Genomic DNA, 16,746 nt, shown 5'->3' with positions numbered 1-16,746 from the left:
GCAGTTCTACCGCTCGAACCGCACCCGCCCTGCGACCACCGTCCGTACGATCTCGGCCCGCAGCAGCGCGCGCGGGTCTTCCGCGAACACGTCGGTGTCCAGCACCACGAAGTCCGCCGCACAGCCTTCGGCGATGCGTCCGCGCCACTCTCCGTCGCCGACGGAGGCTGCGGCGTCGCGGGTCGCGTGCGCCACCGCGTGCTGCAGCGGCAGCGCGTGCTGCGGCTGTACGGCCGCGATCGCGGGGTCGAGGGCGGAGGCGCGGGTGGAGGCGACGTACATGTTGGCGAGGGCCAGGTGGGGCGCCGTCGGCGAGTCGGTGGAGAACGCGAGCAGGGCGCCGGCCTCCTCGTACTCCGGCCACGGGAAGGCGCGCTCCACCCGGTCGTCGCCGAGCATCGCCATCCAGTTGTCGAAGATGGCCGGGTCCGAGTGGACCGGCTGCATGGAGGCGGTCACACCGAGGGAGGCCATGCGCTCGGCGGTGCCGGGAGCCGCGTACTCGAGGTGCTCGATGCGGTGACGGCGGGGCCGGTCGCCGTTGGCGGCGACGGCCTGCTCGAGGGCGTCGAGCGCGATCTGGCTGGCATAGTCGCCGATGGCGTGCTGGGCGATCTGCAGGCCGGCGGCGTCGGCGGCGCGCACCACCGGCGCGAGGCGCTCGAGCGGCCAGATCGGGTCGGCGTTGCTGCCGTCCGCATAGGGGTGGCGCATCGCCGCGGTGCAGGCGTCGATCACGCCGTCGAGGATGAGCTTGATGCCGACCACGCGCAGCCACGGTGTCGCGGGGTCGGCGGCCAGGCGCGCGGCGTGCTCGACCTGGGCGAGGTTGCGGGCGTCGTCGCCGGTGTTGGTGACGAGCCAGTGCGCCGCCACCCGGAGGGGCAGTTCGCCGCCGTGGCGCTCCTGCGCGCGCTGCAGGGCGGCGAGACCGAACTCGTCCATCGCCATGTCGACGACACCGGTCACACCGGTCGCGAGGTAGGCGTCGAGGGTGCGCTGCACCTGCTCGTCGCGATCGGCGTCGGTCGTGGCCTCGTCGCGTTGCGCCCAGGCGTACTGGGTCGCTGCCGTCTCCAGCAGCATCCCGGTCGGCTCGCCCGACGCGTCGCGCACGATCTCGCCGCCGATGGGGTCGGGTGTGTCGCGGGTGATACCGAGCTCGGCGAGCGCGGCCGTGTTCACCCAGCACGAGTGGTAGTCGTTCGCGTCGAGGTAGACGGGGATGTCGGCGATCGCCTCGTCGATCATGGCCGCCGTGGGCGCGCCGCCGGGCACCGCGTCGAAGAGCCAGCCGCGACCGCGCAGCACGGTCGCCGACGGGTCGGCCTCCCGAGCGGCGAGCAGGAGGCTGCGGATGTCGTGGAGGTCGCGCGCCTCCGTCAGGTACACCTGGCCGAGCGCGGCGCCCATCATCAGCACATGGGTGTGCGCGTCGGTGAAGCCGGGGAGCACCAGACGCCCCTCGAGGTCGACCGTGGAGTCGGCCGCGGGAGGCTCCTCGCCCGCCCTCCCGACCCACACGATCGTGTCGCCGGCGACGGCGAAGGCGTCGGCCCAGCGGTCTGCCTCGTCGGCGGCGGCGGTGAAGACGCGGGCGTTCCGGTAGAGGGTGGTGGTGTTCTGCGCGGGCGTGCGCGGGGCGTCGGCGGTCACAGCCGGCCCTCCTTTCCGAGCCGGGTGCGGCCCAACAGTGCGTAGACGGCGGCGCTGACGATCATCCCGAGCGGCACGGAGAGGTCCACGTGGCCGAGGGCCTGGGCGATCGGGCCGGCCCAGACGTCGGTCGAGAGGCAGAGCGCGGTGGTGAGACCGCCGATCAGCAGGGCCGCGACGCCCGGGATGCTCCAGCCTCCGGTGTACCAGAAGCGGCTGGTCCGGCTGTCGTCGAAGAGGTCGGTGCCGTCGTAGACGTTGCGGCGGCGCACGATGTCGACGGCGAAGATCGCCATCGCCGGGCCGGACACGACCACGAGGAACTGCAGCAGCAGATTGGCGGCCTCCAGCAGGCTCGACGACAGCACCAGGTAGATGGTGAGCGCGGTACCGACCAGTCCGACGATGATCGCGGCCGGGATGCGCTTGAGTCTGAAGCCGATGGCCTGCAGCGACATGCTCGACGAGTAGGCGGTCATCGCGTTGAGCGCGATGGTGTTGATGATCACGCCGACGACGAGCAACGGGCCCATCCAGCCCGGCAGCAGGTCGAACAGCGCCACGTCGATCCCGGCGTCGAACGCCCCGGCCTTCAGCCCGGTCGCCAGCAGCACGCCCATGCTCGTGAAGACGATGAAGGGCAGCGCGCCTCCGAGCGCGGTCGCGGTGGCGATGTGCGTTGGCTTCGTGGAGCGCGGCAGGTACCGGGCGAGGTCCGGGCTGTTGATGAACGACAGCGGGGTCGAGGCGAGGATGGTGAACCCGACCGAGATGGCCGACCACAGGTGCACGCCGCTCAGGGGGTTCGCGGCGGTGTAGCCCCAGTCGACCGTCGGGAGGATGAAGAGCGAAACCGCGACGAAGATGACGAACAGCGCGACGGCCATCACGGGGAAGATCCGCAGGATCAGCGCGTGCCCGAAGATCGCGACCGCGATCGTGATCGCCGACACGACGATCGTCACGCCGATCGGCACCCACACCGGGTCCGTCAGGCCGACGCGGCGCAGCAGATCGGCGCCCATGAACGACGACGCGAGCCAGGTCAGCGACAGGAACACGGCCCCGATGAACCAGCCGACGAACGCGACGAACAGCTTGTTGCCGATGACGCCGTACATCGCGCGCGTGACGACCGAGCCGGAAGTGCCGGAGGCGGGCCCGCTGATCGCGATCATCCCCGGGAACACCCACAGGAGTGCCGCCGCCAGGATCACCAGGACCGCCTGCCAGATCTCCAGGCCGAGGAGGATGAGGGTCGCCCCCACCGTGAAGTTGAGGATGCTGACGCCGGGCGCCGCCCACACGAAGAAGAGGTCCCGCGCACGACCGTGCCGCTCGGCGTCCGAGATGACCTCGATGCCCCGCGTCTCGGGCTGGGTGGAGACATCCACGAACTCTTCGGCGCTGATCCGCTCTCCGGACATGCGTTCCTTCCCGACCCAGCTCCCTCGCTGTTGGTCATGTGCCCAATAGACTGTTGGTCAGTCATTCAATAGCATGGGACGCATGGAGTCAAGAGCAGGAACTCCCCGGGTGCGGAAGCGACCGGAGGAGCGGCGCGAAGAGATCCTCTCCGCGGCTGCCGAGATCGCCATCGACGAGGGCCTGGAACGCATCACCCTGCGTGCCGTCGCGACGCGTCTCGGCGTGCGGCCCGGCCTCATCTCGCACTACTTCCCCGCCGCCGAGGATCTCGTCGACGAGGCCTTCGCCCGCGCCGCCGAGATCGAGCGCGAACGCTTCTTCCCCACCGAGGGCACTCCGCTGGCCCGCCTCTCGCACTTCATCACCCACATCCAGACCGGCACCTCCACGCCGCTGGCCCGCCTCTGGCTCAACGCCCGCCACCTCTCCCGCTTCACGCCCACGCTCGAGGCGACCCTGCGGGAGCAGGACGCCCTCGACCGCGCCCGCCTCCGTGAGATCATCGCCGCCGGCATCGCCACCGGCGACTTCGCCGACGTCGACCCCGAGGCCGCCAGCATCCGCATCCTCATCGCCGTCGACGGGAGCGGCTCCTACGTCAACAGCACCGCCGACCTCAGCACCCCCGTGCAGGCCAACTTCGTCGCCGATGTGACCGAGTGGACACTGGGGCTGGCACCGGGGACGGTCGCGGGCGGGGTGGGGTCTTCGAGACCGCTCTGACCAGAAGAACCGGGGGCCTCACGCCGGACTGGGCGCCCGCAATCCTGCCAGCAGCAAGCGCACCATCCGCTCGGCACGCGGTGACATGCCGGCGCCGTTCGGCCCGCCGGGCCCTCCGGCCTCCCCGCCGTGGCAGAGGTTCGCCACCGCGCCGAGGAACTCAACCGCATCGACCGTCTGCACCACGTCACCCGATTCGACTGCGGCGGCGAGGAGCCGCTCGAGCGTCGGGGCGAGGTGGGTGGCGAAGTAGTCGGCGAGCGGTTCGTAGGCCGGGTCGCCGGAGTGGAGGGCGGCGGCCAGCCCGCGCTTGGCGGCGACGAACTGCGTGTAGCGCATGATCCAGCGATCCAGGGCCTCGCCGGGAGCGTAGGCGGCCTCGATCGCGGGGGCGGCGTCCACGCACGCATCGATCTCGTGCCGGAAGACGGCGGAGATCAGATCGGAGCGCAACGGGAAGTGGCGGTAGAGCGTCCCCACGCCCACGCCGGCCTTCGCCGCGATCGTGCGGACGGGCGCATCCACCCCCGACTCGGCGAACACGGCCTTCGCCGCCTCCACCAGGGACGCGACGTTCTGGCGCGCGTCGGACCGCTGCGGGCGGACGGCCGAGTCGGTCATGGCGGGCTCCCTCTGGCGGACGGGACGCAGCCCGTGTACAGTCGTCACGTAAGCGGAACATTGTTCCGGTTAGAGCGGGAGCTCAACCGGAGCGCCGTTCCGATTCTCCGATCCTACGACACCCCGGCCTCGCCCGGTGCCGCGATCTCGAACCGTCAGGAGCAGGACAGCATGCAGTATCGAACCCTCGGCCGCACCGGCATCCAGGTCACCCCGTACGCGCTCGGCGCGATGATGCTCGGCTCGCTGGGCAACCCCGACCGCGCGGAGGGGGTCCGCATCATCCACCGCGCGCTCGACGCCGGCATCAACTTCGTCGACACGGCCGACCGCTACGGCGACTCGGAGGAGGTGGTCGGCGAGGCACTCAAAGGCCGCCGCGACGACGTCGTGCTCGCCACCAAGTTCTGGGGCCCGGTCGACGACGACGTCAACCACCGCGGTGCCTCCCGCCGGTGGATCGTGCAGGCCGTCGAGCGCTCGCTGCGCCGCCTGCAGACCGACCACATCGACCTCTACCAGCTGCACCGCCCCGATCCGGCGACGGACATCGACGAGACGCTCTCCGCGCTCACCGACCTCGTGCGTCAGGGCAAGGTGCGCGCGATCGGCAGCTCGTCGATGCGCGGCTCCGAGATCGTCGAGGCGCAGTGGATGTCGGAGCGGCGCGGCTTCGAGCGCTTCCGCACCGAGCAGCCGAACTACTCCCTCCTCGACCGCGAGATCGAGCGCGAGATCCTCCCCGTCGCGCAGCGGTACGGGATGGGCACCCTCGTCTACAGCCCGCTCGCCGGCGGCACCCTCACCGGCCGCTACCGCGCGGGCCAGGAGAACGACAATTTCCGCTCCGCCCGCACCGGCATGCGCCACTTCCGCGACGAGCGCCGTCTCGCGGCGGTGGAGGAGCTCGTCGCGCTCTCCGAAGACGCCGGCGTGAAACTGACCCACCTCGCGATGGCCTTCGTCATCGCCCACCCGGGTGTCACCTCCGCCATCGCCGGCCCCCGCACGATGGAGCAGCTCGAGGACACGCTGGCAGGCGTCGATGTCGCCCTCTCGGACGAGATCCTCGACCGGATCGACGCGATCGTCCCGCCCGGCGAGAGCATCGGCGCGATGGACATGGTCTACCGCGGGCCGGAGGTCGGCGACGCGACCCTGCGTCGGCGACCGGCTGCGGAGCGGTCGGCGCAGTAGCGGGCGATGCGGAAGCCGGCGGCGGCGTCGACGCCGACCGAGTAGTCCACTATGCGACCACTCTGATACCATCTGTCGGTGCCGCCCACCCGCGCCGCAGCCGCGCGCTACATCCTCCGCTCGCGCCTCCTCCGCGGCGCGTTCATCAGCCTTGTCATCTCGGGCATCGGCATCTCGGTCACCGCGCCGCAGATGACACTGTTCCTGGTGCGGGAGCTGCACCTCACGGATGCCCTGGCCGGCCTGTACTACCTGACCAACCTCGCCGCGCCGATCGCCGGCTACGTGGTGGGCTCGCTGTCCGATCGGGCGGGGTCGCGGCTGCTGGTGTTCCGGCTGTCGGCTCTCGCCGGCTTCGCGGGCTGGGTGCTGATGGCGTTCGCCACCCAGACGTGGATGCCGTTCGCCATCAACATCCTGCTGCTCAGCGTGGCGGGCGCGGGTGCGGCGCAGCTCCAGGCGGCCGTACGCGACGAGCTGGACCGGCACCCCACCCCGGTCGACAACCAGGTCGTCGCGCTGACGCGCATGGCGATGGCGTTCGGGTGGATCATCGGGCCGGTGATCGGCGCGACGCTCGGCGCCGTGCTCGGACTGCGGCCGCTGCTGCTCGCGACCGGCGTCAGCCTCCTCCTGTCGATCGTCCCGCTGATCGGTGCGGGCCGGGCGGCGCCGGTCCCGGGCGCAGCCCTGGTGGCGGCGGCCGAGCCGGAGCCCGATGCCGGTCTACCGCCCGCCCCGGCGCTCACGCGCACCGCGCCCATCCCGACCGGCGCGCCACGGACCCACTCGATGGTCCCGCTGCTGCTCTTCACCGGCATCTACGTGCTCATCATGTGCGGCGAGACCGTGAAGCTCGCCTACCTCCCTCTCTACATGGACGGCGACCTGCATGTCAGTGCGGCCGTGCGCGGTGCGATCATCGGCTTCCAGCCGCTCGTCGAGGTCGCGCTCATGCCGCTCGCGGCGCTGATCGCCGACCGGGTGGGCATCGCCCGCGTGCTCCTCGCTGGTGCGGTGATGGCCGTCGGCGCGCACGCCTGCTACGCGTCCGCCGACGCGATCGAGCCCCACCTGCTGCCCCTCATCGCCGGACAGATGCTGATGGCCGGCGTGATCGCGACGTTCGGCGTGCTCGGCGTCACGGTCGCGCAGCGGTTCCAGCCCGCGCGGGTCGGGATGGCCTCCAGCGTCTTCCTCAGCTCGTACGCGATCAACGCGGCCGTCGGAGGATTCGTCGGCAGCATCGGGACGGCCTGGCTGGGCCTGCCGCACCTGTTCTGGATCCCGGGGGCGATCGCCGCGGCCGGCGGCATCGCTCTGGTGACGCTGAACGCGTTCGTGCCGCTCGACCGGCTGGGCGAGAAGGCGCGCCGGCCGGCCGCGCCCGCGCGGACCCTCAGAAGATCAGCAGCCCCGCGAGGAAGCTGATCCCCAGCGTCCCCACGCCCACCGTGAGAGACCGCGTCATCGTCCGCAGCACACCGGTGCGCCCGCTGCGCGCGCTGACGACGGACGTCAGCACCAGCGATGCGATCACCGCGACCAGCACCGCCCACGCCTCCAGCTTGCCCGGCACGAGGACGGTGATCAGCAGCGGGACGAGCGCCCCCAGCACGAACGCGGCGCTCGCGCTCACCCCGGCCCAGACCGGCGCCGCGCGCGCCATGACCTCCCGGATCCCGTGCTCCGCCTCGAGCTGCGCGCCCAGAGCGTCCGCCGCCGTCAGCTCCTCGGCCACCTGCCGCGCCACCGCGGCGCTCACTCCCTTGCGCTCGTAGTACCCGGCCAGCTCGACGACCTCCTCCTCCGGGCTCAGCTCCAGCTGCGCAGCCTCCTCCCGCGCCACCCGCAGCTGCGCCTCCCGCTCCGCAGCCTCCTCCGACCACTTCGCCCCGCCCAGGCTGAGTCCGCCCGCGATGGTCGCGACCACCGCAGCGGTCAGCAGGGTCGCATCGCTCGCTCCGGCACCCGCGAAACCCTCCAGCACACCCGCGGTCGCGATGATCCCGTCGTTCGCGTCGACCGTCCACGAGCGCAGGGAGGCCGCGTCGGTGACCGCGGAGCGGAGGCGGGCGAGGACGGTGGGCATGGGGCATTGTGGCATGGGCACGGAGGCCTGCCACCTGGACGCTCGGCTAGCGTGATCCTCATGCCCATGTTCCCGATCACGACGGAGCGGTTCGCGCTGAGCCCGCTGGCGCAGCAGGATCGCGATGCCTTCGTCGACTACCGCCGGGTGCCGGATGTGGCCCGGTGGCAGTCGTGGACGCCGACCTATTCGACCGACGACGCCGACGAACTGCTCGCCTCCCAGCCCGATGCGATCGTCCCGCAGTCGGGTCTCTGGCTCCAGGTGGCGGTCCGCGACCGCTCGACGGGTGCGCTCGTCGGCGACGTCGCGGTGCACGCCCTGCCCGACCAGCCGGACTCGTACGAGCTGGGAGTCACCATCGCTCCCGCGATGCAGGGGACGGGAGCAGCCGCAGAAGCGCTCCGCGGCCTCATCGCAGCCCTCTTCGGCGCGCTCGGCGCGCACCGCGTGTGCGCGACGACCGACGCACGCAACACGGCGGCCGCCCGCCTGTTCACCCGGCTCGGATTCCGCCACGAGGGACGCGCGGTGGAGGCCGACTGGTTCAAGGATGAGTGGACGAGCGTCGACAGCTGGGCGCTGCTCCGCGCGGAGTGCGACCGGCAGGCGCGGGGAGCGGCAACGCCGGCCGCGTAGCCGCCGGGCGATCGATCAGGGGATCGAGCGTGCCCGGATGCGCTCGCGAGTGCGGAGCGCATCCGGGCCGACTCCGATCAGGCCGTCCGACGGCGGCGGTTGCGGGCTCCGAGCAGGGCGCCGGCGAGGACGAGGGCGACCGCGAAGCCTCCCGCGACCATCGCGCCGGCCGCACTCGATCCCGTGGACGCCAGACCCGTCTCCGCCTCCAGGATCACACCGGTGACGGCGGTGCGGAGCTTCCCGTCCGCCGAGAGGCCGTTGATCTGGAGGGTGTGCGCCCCGGCGGGGGTGCTCGCCGGGATCTGGTACGAGGCCGCGAAGTCCCCCGTGCCGTCGACGACCGGCTGGCCGAGGAGGACCGGCGCGCTGAAGAGCCACACATCGGCGGTCGAGCCGGGCTTGAAGCCGGTGCCGGAGACGTGGACGGTGCCGCCGTGGGTGATCACGATGCGGCCCTGGGCGTCGAGCTGCACGGCACCCTTGTCGTCCGCGCTGATTCGGATGGTGTAGCCGTCGCCCTGGAAGGTCAGGACGCCGTCGGCGCGTGTGACGGTCACGGTGACCTCCTTCCCGTCGATGTACATCCGGGTCTCGCCCGGGTTCAGCTCGGGGAGGGCCGTTCCCGTGCTCCCGGGGACCGCCACCGGGGAGACCTCGGCGCGCACCGATCGGACAGCGGTGGACGGCCCGGGCCCGGCCGCGTTCACCGCCCGCATCGTGAAGGCGTAGTCCACGCCGTTGTCGAGACCGCCGATCACCAGCGGGCTCACGCTCGCATCGAACGGCACCCACGTCGTGCCGCCGTCCAGCGAGTACTCGTAGCCGGTCACCGGGGCGCCGCCGTCGTCCGACGGAGGAGTGAACGCGACGGTGAGGGTGTGGTTGCCCGGCGTGATCGAGGTGATGGCGAGCCCGGTGGCCGTGGTCCGCGGCGTCGTGGACGCCGGGTCGCCGGGAGCTCCGACGCCGGCCGCGTTGATCGCGCTCACGCGGAACGCCGTCTCCGTGCCGTTCACCACGTCGTCGGCGATGTAACCGGTCGCGGTCGAGCCCGTGTCGGCGACCTGGACCGTCCAGGTCTTTCCGCCGTCCGTGGACTTCTCGATGCGGTATCCGCTGATCGGCGCCCCGCCGTCGGCGGCGGGCGCGGTCCACGCCAGGACGACCTGGTGGTCGCCGGGCGCCGCGGTCAGGCCGGTGGGGAGACCGGGTACGGTCCGCGGCGTGGTGGAGACGACCGCACCCGGCGCACCCGCGCCTGCCACGTTGACCGCGCTCACGCGGAACTGCGTCGCGGTGCCGTTGACGAGCGAGCCGACCGTGAAGGTGGTGGCGGTGCTGCCGGTGTCGGCGACGACACCGGTCCACGTCGTGCCGTCCGACGACATCTCGATGCCGTAGCCGGTGACCGGTGCACCGCCGTCGTCCGACGGGGCGGTCCAGGAGAGCACCGCCTGCCCGTCGCCGGGCTGGACGGCGAGGCCGGTCGGCGCCCCCGGGACGGTCCGCGGCGTCGCGACGGCGACATCGCTCGCCACGCTGGCGCCGCCGACATTGATCGCGGTGACCCGGAACGAGGAGCGCGTGCCGTTCGTGAGCCCGGTGGCCGTATAGGTCGTCGCGGTCGATGCGGTGTCGGCGACGAGGGTCGTCCATCCGCCGGTCGCAAGCATCTCGATACGGTACCCCGTGACCGGTGCGCCGCCGTCGTCGGCCGGAGCCTGCCACGACAGGGCCACCTGAGTGTCGCCCGGCTGGGCGGCGAGGCCGGTCGGCGCCCCGGGCGCGGTGCGTGGGGTCGCGGACGACGGCGAGCTCGCCGCTCCGGCACCGGCGCCGGTGATCGCGCTGACCCGGAAGCGGGTGTCCACGCCGTTGGCCAGGCCGGTCACCGTATAGGCGGTGTCCGTCGACCCGGTGTCCGCGCTCGTCCAGGTGAGGCCGCCGTCGAGCGACCACTCGATCCGGTAGCCGGTGAGGGCGGTCCCGCCCGTCCAGTCAGGTGCGGTCCAGGTGAGGACGGCGGATGCGGCGCCCGGCTCCGCTTGCAGCCCGGTGGGCGCGTGAGCGACACCGGACACCGGGACGGTGATGTCGACGGCGAGCTGCTTCGCGTCGGACTTGCCGTCCGCGGTCACCGTCAGGGTGAACGCGTCGGCCGCGCTCACCATCGTCGAGTCGATCGCGGTCGCGTCCGGGACGAAGCGGTAAGCGCCGGTGGCCGAGTTCAGGTAGAGCGTGCCGAAGGCACCGGCGCGTGCGGTGTCGAAGCCCGCCACGGCGGAGTTCGCCACGCCGCCGGCGATGCCGTAGACGAGGCCGGTGCTGTCGGGGTCGGTGCCGGTGAGGGTTCCGTTCTGCACCGCGAAGGTCTCCGGCGCAGCTGCGGTGTTGGTGTAGGCGACGGCAGTCGGGGAGGCGAGCGTCGGCGGATCGTCGACCGGCTGGATCTGGACGCCGGGCTGCGTGTCGGTCGCGGTGGTCCCGGTGGTGTCCTTGACCGTCACCGTGAGGGTCTGCGGAGTCGTCGGCGGGTTCGTGGACGTGTTCTTGTAGAGCAAGCGGTGCGCGATCTCCTGAGCGGCGGCATCGGTCGCCTTCTTGCCGTAGACCCGCACGTTGTCGATGAACAGCGACGCGCCGGCGGCCTTGCCGCACGTGAAGTCGAACGTGCCCGCGACGAACACGAAACGGTAGTCGCCGTCCGCAGGGATGGAGGCGTTCACGGTCGCCCACGCGGTGTCGCCGGTGCCGACACCGGTCGCGTCGAGCACCGGCGTCGTGGCGCCGGTGTCGGAGTTCAGGATGTAGCCCAGGACGTCATAGGCGTCGTCACCGTGGAACGCGCGCCAGTCGAAGTAGATCTGGTCGCCCTTCGAGGCGGGGAACGGGTCGCTGTAGACCGCCGGCCCGTGCACGACGTCGCAGCCGGCCAGGGTCGTCATTCCCACCGACGACAGCGAGAGGCTCGCCTTCCCATCGGTGAACTGGGTGGTGTCGCGCTTCACCGCGAGCGTGCCGAGCCGGGACGGCACGTTGTTGTCCTGGTTCGTCGGCGGCCCCTGCGGTGCGGCGACGCTGCCGGACGGGTAGGTGCCCGTCTCGAGCGACGGATAGCCCGCGATCGGGGTGACGCCGAGGTCGACCTGCTGAGTGACGGGCGTCCAGCCGGTGATGCCGTCCTCGAAGCTCGAGTTGGAGAACGGGCTCGTGAAGTTCACCCGGAGGTGACCGTTCGTCCCATCGAGCTTCTCGTCGACCGAGCCGATGATGTCGGCGGTGGTGCCGTTGCCCCGATAGGCGATGCCGTCCACGATCGAGATCGCGCCGTCCACCGTGCTGGGCGACGCATCGCTCTGCAGCGAGAGGAGCGCCGACGCCGGGTCGCCGTTGATCTGGAAGTCGATGTATCCGCCGCCGTATGTGGAGGGGCTTCCCGAGTCGCTCGTGATCGTCACGTTCTGGCCGATCGGGACGGGTGCTCCCTGCTCGGTGTAGGAGATGGGCGTGCCGGAGCCGCCCACGACCGGGGCGGCTGCGGCGGCGAGCGGCCACGCGGACGCCATCAGCGCTGCCGCGCCGAGACCCGCGAGCAGGCGCCGGCCGATGCGGGCGTGTCTCGGGCGGGAGGACGAACGAGTGGGGATTCGGGCAGGTTCGGGTACGGAAATGTCTGGTGTCATCTCGATCTCAGCCGTGTCGGGTGCGGGCAGGAGGGGATGCGCGGGTCACGACGGCGCGCGAGATGCGCCGGACGTGACAGTGTGTGCGATTCCCTGCTCCGACGTTATCGATACCGGCGGTGCGGGGAGTATGCCCCAGTTGGAGTGGCCCCGGTTCGGGGGACCTGAGAGATCTCTCAGGCGGTGAACGACCGGGAGTACCGGCATCCGTCGCGGTCGATCCAGGCGCAGCCGCCGTCGATCACCGGTCCGACACGCAGGATCTCGGGTGCGGCCGGGTCTTCGCCGATGCGGAACGCCCCACCGCCCAGCGGGACGAGCGCGTGGTCCTCCGCGGGAGCCTCCACGCCTCTCGGAGCGATGAGGACGAGCCCGGATCGGCGCCGCACGATTCTCAGATGGGGGTACCAGGGGGTGTACGAGCGGTAGTGACCGGGCACCGCCGCGATGTCATGCCCGCTGGGGAGCGCAGGACCAGCCGCGGGGTCGGGTGCGCCCCCGGCCCCGTGCTCCGGCCGGAACTCCTCCGCACCCCAGGTCCACGCCGTGCCGTCGAACACCAGCGCGAAGCGTCGCAGCTCCGGCAGGGTCGTGAGACACCGGTCGCTCCACGTCCACCGCAGCGCTGCCGAACGGCCGTCGAGGACGACGTCGTGGCCGTCGCCGGCCGCCAGGACCTCGAGCCGCCTCCCGTCGGTGCCGTGGAACACCCCGAGGGCCGCGGCGGGGAGAGCGGGCGGCCGCACGCTCACGTGGGGGCCGGGACCGCGGCCGCTCGACGGACGCGCCCACCGCACTCCTGAGAGCCCCTGCTGCTCCGCTCCCGGGCCACCGCGCTCGAACACCGCGTCGACCGAGCGCGCGAGGGCCTCCGCGACCGGGCTGTCCCCGTCGGCGTTGGTCAGGACGACGACGGCCCTGCCCGCGGCGGGGTCGGCGAGCAGGAACGACGCGAAGCCCACCATCCCTCCGCCGTGGCTGAGCACGGGACCGCGGGGCGTCTGCTCGACATTGATCCCGAGACCGTAGCGGCTCCACTCCGGAGCAGCCGTTCCAGGGAGGACGAGCACCTCCTCGCCCTCCGGAGCGAGCGTGCCGGTCATGGCGGCGAACGACGACCGATCGAGGACGACGCCCGCGTCGCCCTCGCCCTCGCGGAGGAGGACGCGGGCCAGCGCCGCGAGATCCGCGACCGTGGCGGCGATGCTGCCGTCGCTTCCCGCGGTCTCGATCAGGGGTGCGGCCACCAGCGGATCGCCCGGACGCCACGGCAGGTCCTCGGCGAGCGGCTGGTGACCGGAGGCGAGCCGGCCGGCATCGGCGGAGGTGATGACCGGAGCAGCGTCGACCATCCCCGCCGGCCGGAAGACCTGCTCCCGCACCAGCTCGGGCAACGGGCGGCCGGCCGCGGAGGACGCCGCCAGGCCGAGGAGGAGATAGCCGACGTTCGAATAGTGGAAGCGCGAACCGGGAGCGCCCGGCGGCACCGGGGACGCCTCCGCGTATGCCGCGATCTGTGCGCGCTCGTCGGGCAGCGCGTCGACGCTGCCCACCAGGCCGGCCGTATGAGTGAGCAGGGTGCGCAGCGTGATCGCCGGGTCGCGCAGCGGCGCAGGCACCCAGGGCAGCGCCTCCCCGATCGGCTGCTCGAGCCGGAGTCCTCCCGCGGCGATGGTCTGGAGCACGACCATGGCGGTCGCGATCTTGCTGATCGACCCGATCTCGAGCAGATGGTCGGTCCGCAGCGGGACGCCGCGCGCGAGGTCGGCGTAGCCGGTGACATGCTGCCACACGACGCGCTTGCGGTCCGTGACGGCGATGACCACCCCGGGAACCGCCCACTCGCGTGCGATGCGCTCGACGACGGCGCCGGCTGCCGCAGCTGCGGGAGCCGGCCGGCCTCCGCGCCGCCCGGTCACTCGCCGGCCCCGAGCAGTTGCTCGCGCCGCAGCAGGTCGTCGAACGTCTCGCGGCGGACCGCCAGCCGCGATCGCCCGTCGTCGCAGAATACGACCGGCGGTCGCAGCGCGGCGTTGTAGTTGTTGGACATCGTGTAGCAGTACGCCCCCGTGACCGGGACGGTGAGGAGGTCGCCGACCCGGGGGCTCACCACGCGGACGTCGTTGGCGAGATAGTCGCCCGACTCGCAGTGCCGTCCGACGACGTCCACCGTCTCGGCGGGTCCGGAGCGGTCGATGACGGAGGGGGTGAACGCCTGGCCGTAGAGCGAGACCTCGAGGTTGTCGCCCATGCCGCCGTCGACGGCGGCGTGCACCCGTCCACCGTGCTTGACCGTGACGATGCGATACGCCGTCACCCCGCTGCGGGCCACCATCGACCGCCCGGGCTCGACGAGCAGTTCGACGTCCCGACCCAGGTGCCGGTGCACCGCTGCCACCACACGGTCGGCGTACTCCTCCACCGACGGCGCGACGTCGTCCGACACGTAACGCACGCCGAGCCCGCCGCCGAGGTCGTACACGCCGAACCGTTCGAACGCGGCCAGTGCCTGCACCTCGGCCTCGAACTGGTCGAGGTCGAGCAGCTGGGAGCCCACGTGGGCGTGCAGGCCGCGCAGATCGAGCATCGGCTCGCGACGGATCGCGGCGATCGTGTCGGCGACCTGCTCCGGCGGGACTCCGAATTTGGAGGTGTCGTGCCCGGTCATCATCGCCGCATGGGTGTGCGCCTCCAGCGACGGGCTGACCCGCAGCAGGACCGGCACCGGCTCGGTGGCGATGCGCGCGATGCGTTCCACGTCGTCCAGGTTGTCGATCACGATGTAGCGCACGCGGGCGTCCACGGCCGTGCGGATGTCGTCGTCGGTCTTGGCGTTGCCGTGGAAGACCGCGAGAGCCGGGTCGGCGCCGGCGGCGAGCGCGAGCCGCAGCTCCCCGGCGGCCGCGGTGTCGGTGCCGCAGCCTTCTTCGGCGACGACCCCGATGACCGAGGCGGAGGGGAAGCTCTTCGAGGCGAACAGCACCAGGGATGCGGGGTGCCGGTCGCGGAACGCCTGCACGTACGCTCGGGCACGCCGCCGCAATGCGCCTTCGTCGATGAGGTAGGCGGGTGTGCCGTACCGGTCCGCGAGATCCGCGACGGCGCACCCGCCGATGAGGAGCCGCCCGTCGTCGTCGAGTCGGGTGCCCTCCGGGTACAGGGTCAGGTCGATGTCGGCCGGGGTGAGGGTGTCGTTCATGGTCTCCTCCGCAGGGTCAGGCGAGGCGGGCGCGCTGGGCGAGTCGTGCGCGTTCGTGGCGTTCGTAGCGTTCGGTCCAGGCGGCCACGCCGGACGGCTCCGGGCGCACGGCGACGAAGGCGTCACGGCGCACGGCGGATTCGTCCGGCCAGCCGAGCGCGGAGCGCCCGGCCAGCAGGGCGGCCCCGAGTGCGGAGTGGTCCTGCTCTCCGGGGTCGTGGAGCACCGTGCGGCCGCTCGCGTCGGCGAGCGCCTGGCGAAACGCGCGGGAGGAGCCGCCCCGTCCGCTGACGACGACGGGCCCGGCGCCGGCGCCCTCCGTCTCGGCGAGGGCCGCCAGACAGCGCCGGGACTCGGCGACGATCCCGGCGATCAGGCCGCGGGCGATATCGGCGCCGGTGGTCCGCAGGGTGAGGCCCTCCACGGCGCCGAACAGCGTGGGATCCCAGAGGGCGCCCTGCTCTCCGGGCGACAGGTACGGGAGCACCAGGGGCGCGTCGAGCAGGGAACCCTCGTCGGCGAGGGCCATGACGGCGGGTGCGCCGCCGCTGACCCCGAGCAGCCCCGCTAGCCAGGACAACGCGGAGCCCGTGGCCATCAGATCCATCTCGAGACCGTAGCCGTCGTCGGCCATCGGCGTGACGAGATACCGTCCCTGGGGGTCGGGATCGGGGGAGGCCGACCAGCCGAGGATCACCGTGCTCGTCCCGGCGATGTAGGCGACGGTCCCCGGCGAGCGCACGCCGAGCCCGTAGGCGCCGAGGACCGAGTCGGCGGCTCCCAGCACGACCGGGAGCCCGGGCCGGCAGCCCCAGAGCGCGGCGAGCTCGGGTCGCAGCGGCACCGCGCTGATCGCCGCGGCGACCTCCGGGAGCCGATCGGCGGCGACGCCGGCGGCAGCGAGCACGGCGGCGTTCCAGCCACCGCGGAGCGCCCAGCCGCCCGTACCCGCCGCAGTGCTGGGATCGGTGAGGAGGCGCCCGGTGAGTGACGAGAACAGGAAGTCCTTGGCCCCCGCGATCGTCGTGTCCTCGTGGACGCCCCCGCGCGCGAGTCGGGCGTGCATCGGCAGCAGGTACCGGCCGTCGAGACGCTGTCCCGTCGTCCGGTAGACGGCGGCCTCCCCCGCTGCCGCCGCGATGCGTCGACCTTCCGGATCGGCCCGGCCGTCCTCCCAGGTGATGGCGGGGGCGATCGGCCGGCCTGCCGGGTCGAGCTCGACCAGGGTGGGGAGCATCGCCGAGAGGGCGAGTGCCCCCCACCGGGTCGGGTCGGTCTGTGCCGCGAGGTCCGCCAGCACGCCGTCGCGGGCGCGGATCCAGTCGCCGGGATCCTGCTCGGCGGCGTCCGGCTCGGGGCGGCGGGTCGGGTAGGGCATGGCGGAGCGGGCGACCACTCCGCCATCGCGGGAGACGGCCAGCGCTTTGGCGCCGCTCGTGCCGAAGTCGAGTCCGATGGACAGCTCGCCCTGGTCCGTCACTCGTGTCCTTTCGCCGTCGTCTCCC

General features: G+C 72.4%; 12 protein-coding genes. 4 read left to right on the top strand and 8 right to left on the bottom strand.

Annotated features, from left to right (window positions below):
• Nucleotides 1-6 precede the first annotated feature (6 nt).
• Together IT072_RS01855 and IT072_RS01850 are read right to left on the bottom strand one after the other, a co-directional pair.
• Nucleotides 7-1,656, bottom strand: coding sequence for an amidohydrolase (locus IT072_RS01855; protein ID WP_223359097.1), 1,650 nt, complete (start codon nucleotides 1,654-1,656; stop codon nucleotides 7-9).
• Nucleotides 1,653-3,083, bottom strand: coding sequence for a purine-cytosine permease family protein (locus IT072_RS01850; RefSeq protein ID WP_223359096.1), 1,431 nt, complete (start codon nucleotides 3,081-3,083; stop codon nucleotides 1,653-1,655). Before IT072_RS01850 ends, IT072_RS01855 begins: the two co-directional genes overlap by 4 nt.
• A gap of 82 nt (nucleotides 3,084-3,165) precedes the next feature.
• Between IT072_RS01850 and IT072_RS01845 the strand changes: the two genes are divergently transcribed.
• Nucleotides 3,166-3,807 carry a TetR/AcrR family transcriptional regulator gene (locus IT072_RS01845; protein WP_223359095.1) on the top strand — a complete coding sequence of 214 codons (642 nt, stop codon included), beginning with the start codon at nucleotides 3,166-3,168 and terminating at the stop codon, nucleotides 3,805-3,807.
• 18 nt (nucleotides 3,808-3,825) lie between these two features.
• Here the strand turns inward: IT072_RS01845 and IT072_RS01840 are convergent, their stop codons facing one another.
• The gene (locus IT072_RS01840) at nucleotides 3,826-4,428 is read right to left on the bottom strand and encodes a TetR/AcrR family transcriptional regulator (RefSeq protein ID WP_223359094.1); all 603 of its coding nucleotides are present in this window, start codon (nucleotides 4,426-4,428) and stop codon (nucleotides 3,826-3,828) included.
• A 171-nt stretch (nucleotides 4,429-4,599) separates the two neighbouring features.
• Here IT072_RS01840 and IT072_RS01835 point away from each other — a divergent pair, with 171 nt between their 5' ends.
• Both IT072_RS01835 and IT072_RS01830 read left to right on the top strand, forming a co-directional pair.
• A complete protein-coding gene (locus IT072_RS01835; RefSeq protein WP_223359093.1) occupies nucleotides 4,600-5,625 on the top strand; it encodes an aldo/keto reductase in 1,026 nt (341 codons plus the stop codon).
• Between the two features lie 78 nt (nucleotides 5,626-5,703).
• Nucleotides 5,704-7,056 (top strand): MFS transporter, encoded by a 1,353-nt coding sequence (locus IT072_RS01830; protein ID WP_223359092.1) that lies wholly within the window; start codon nucleotides 5,704-5,706, stop codon nucleotides 7,054-7,056.
• On the opposite strand, the gene IT072_RS01825 is transcribed toward IT072_RS01830, so the two are convergent.
• A complete protein-coding gene (locus IT072_RS01825; RefSeq protein ID WP_223359091.1) occupies nucleotides 7,025-7,717 on the bottom strand; it encodes a VIT1/CCC1 transporter family protein in 693 nt (230 codons plus the stop codon). The genes IT072_RS01830 and IT072_RS01825 overlap by 32 nt on opposite strands.
• Nucleotides 7,718-7,777: 60 nt before the next feature.
• Between IT072_RS01825 and IT072_RS01820 the strand changes: the two genes are divergently transcribed.
• Nucleotides 7,778-8,356, top strand: coding sequence for a GNAT family N-acetyltransferase (locus IT072_RS01820; protein ID WP_223359090.1), 579 nt, complete (start codon nucleotides 7,778-7,780; stop codon nucleotides 8,354-8,356).
• A 77-nt stretch (nucleotides 8,357-8,433) separates the two neighbouring features.
• On the opposite strand, the gene IT072_RS01815 is transcribed toward IT072_RS01820, so the two are convergent.
• The 4 genes from IT072_RS01815 to IT072_RS01800 form a co-directional block, all read right to left on the bottom strand.
• Nucleotides 8,434-11,925: a fibronectin type III domain-containing protein gene (locus tag IT072_RS01815; protein ID WP_223359089.1), complete on the bottom strand. Its 3,492-nt coding sequence runs from the start codon at nucleotides 11,923-11,925 to the stop codon at nucleotides 8,434-8,436.
• A gap of 293 nt (nucleotides 11,926-12,218) precedes the next feature.
• Nucleotides 12,219-13,961, bottom strand: a complete 1,743-nt coding sequence (locus tag IT072_RS01810) for a serine hydrolase domain-containing protein (RefSeq protein WP_223359088.1) — start codon at nucleotides 13,959-13,961, stop codon at nucleotides 12,219-12,221.
• Complete coding sequence (lysA, locus tag IT072_RS01805; RefSeq protein WP_223359087.1) at nucleotides 13,958-15,241, bottom strand: diaminopimelate decarboxylase; 1,284 nt, start codon at nucleotides 15,239-15,241, stop codon at nucleotides 13,958-13,960. The genes IT072_RS01810 and lysA overlap by 4 nt, the downstream gene beginning before the upstream one ends.
• 16 nt (nucleotides 15,242-15,257) lie before the next feature.
• Nucleotides 15,258-16,721, bottom strand: coding sequence for a xylulokinase (locus IT072_RS01800; RefSeq protein WP_223359086.1), 1,464 nt, complete (start codon nucleotides 16,719-16,721; stop codon nucleotides 15,258-15,260).
• Nucleotides 16,722-16,746: the final 25 nt, after the last annotated feature.

It is taken from the genome of Leifsonia sp. ZF2019 (genome assembly GCF_019924635.1).
Classification (GTDB): domain Bacteria; phylum Actinomycetota; class Actinomycetes; order Actinomycetales; family Microbacteriaceae; genus Leifsonia.
Note: the sequence above shows the minus strand (reverse complement) of the source record. Positions and strands in the feature narration are given on the sequence as shown.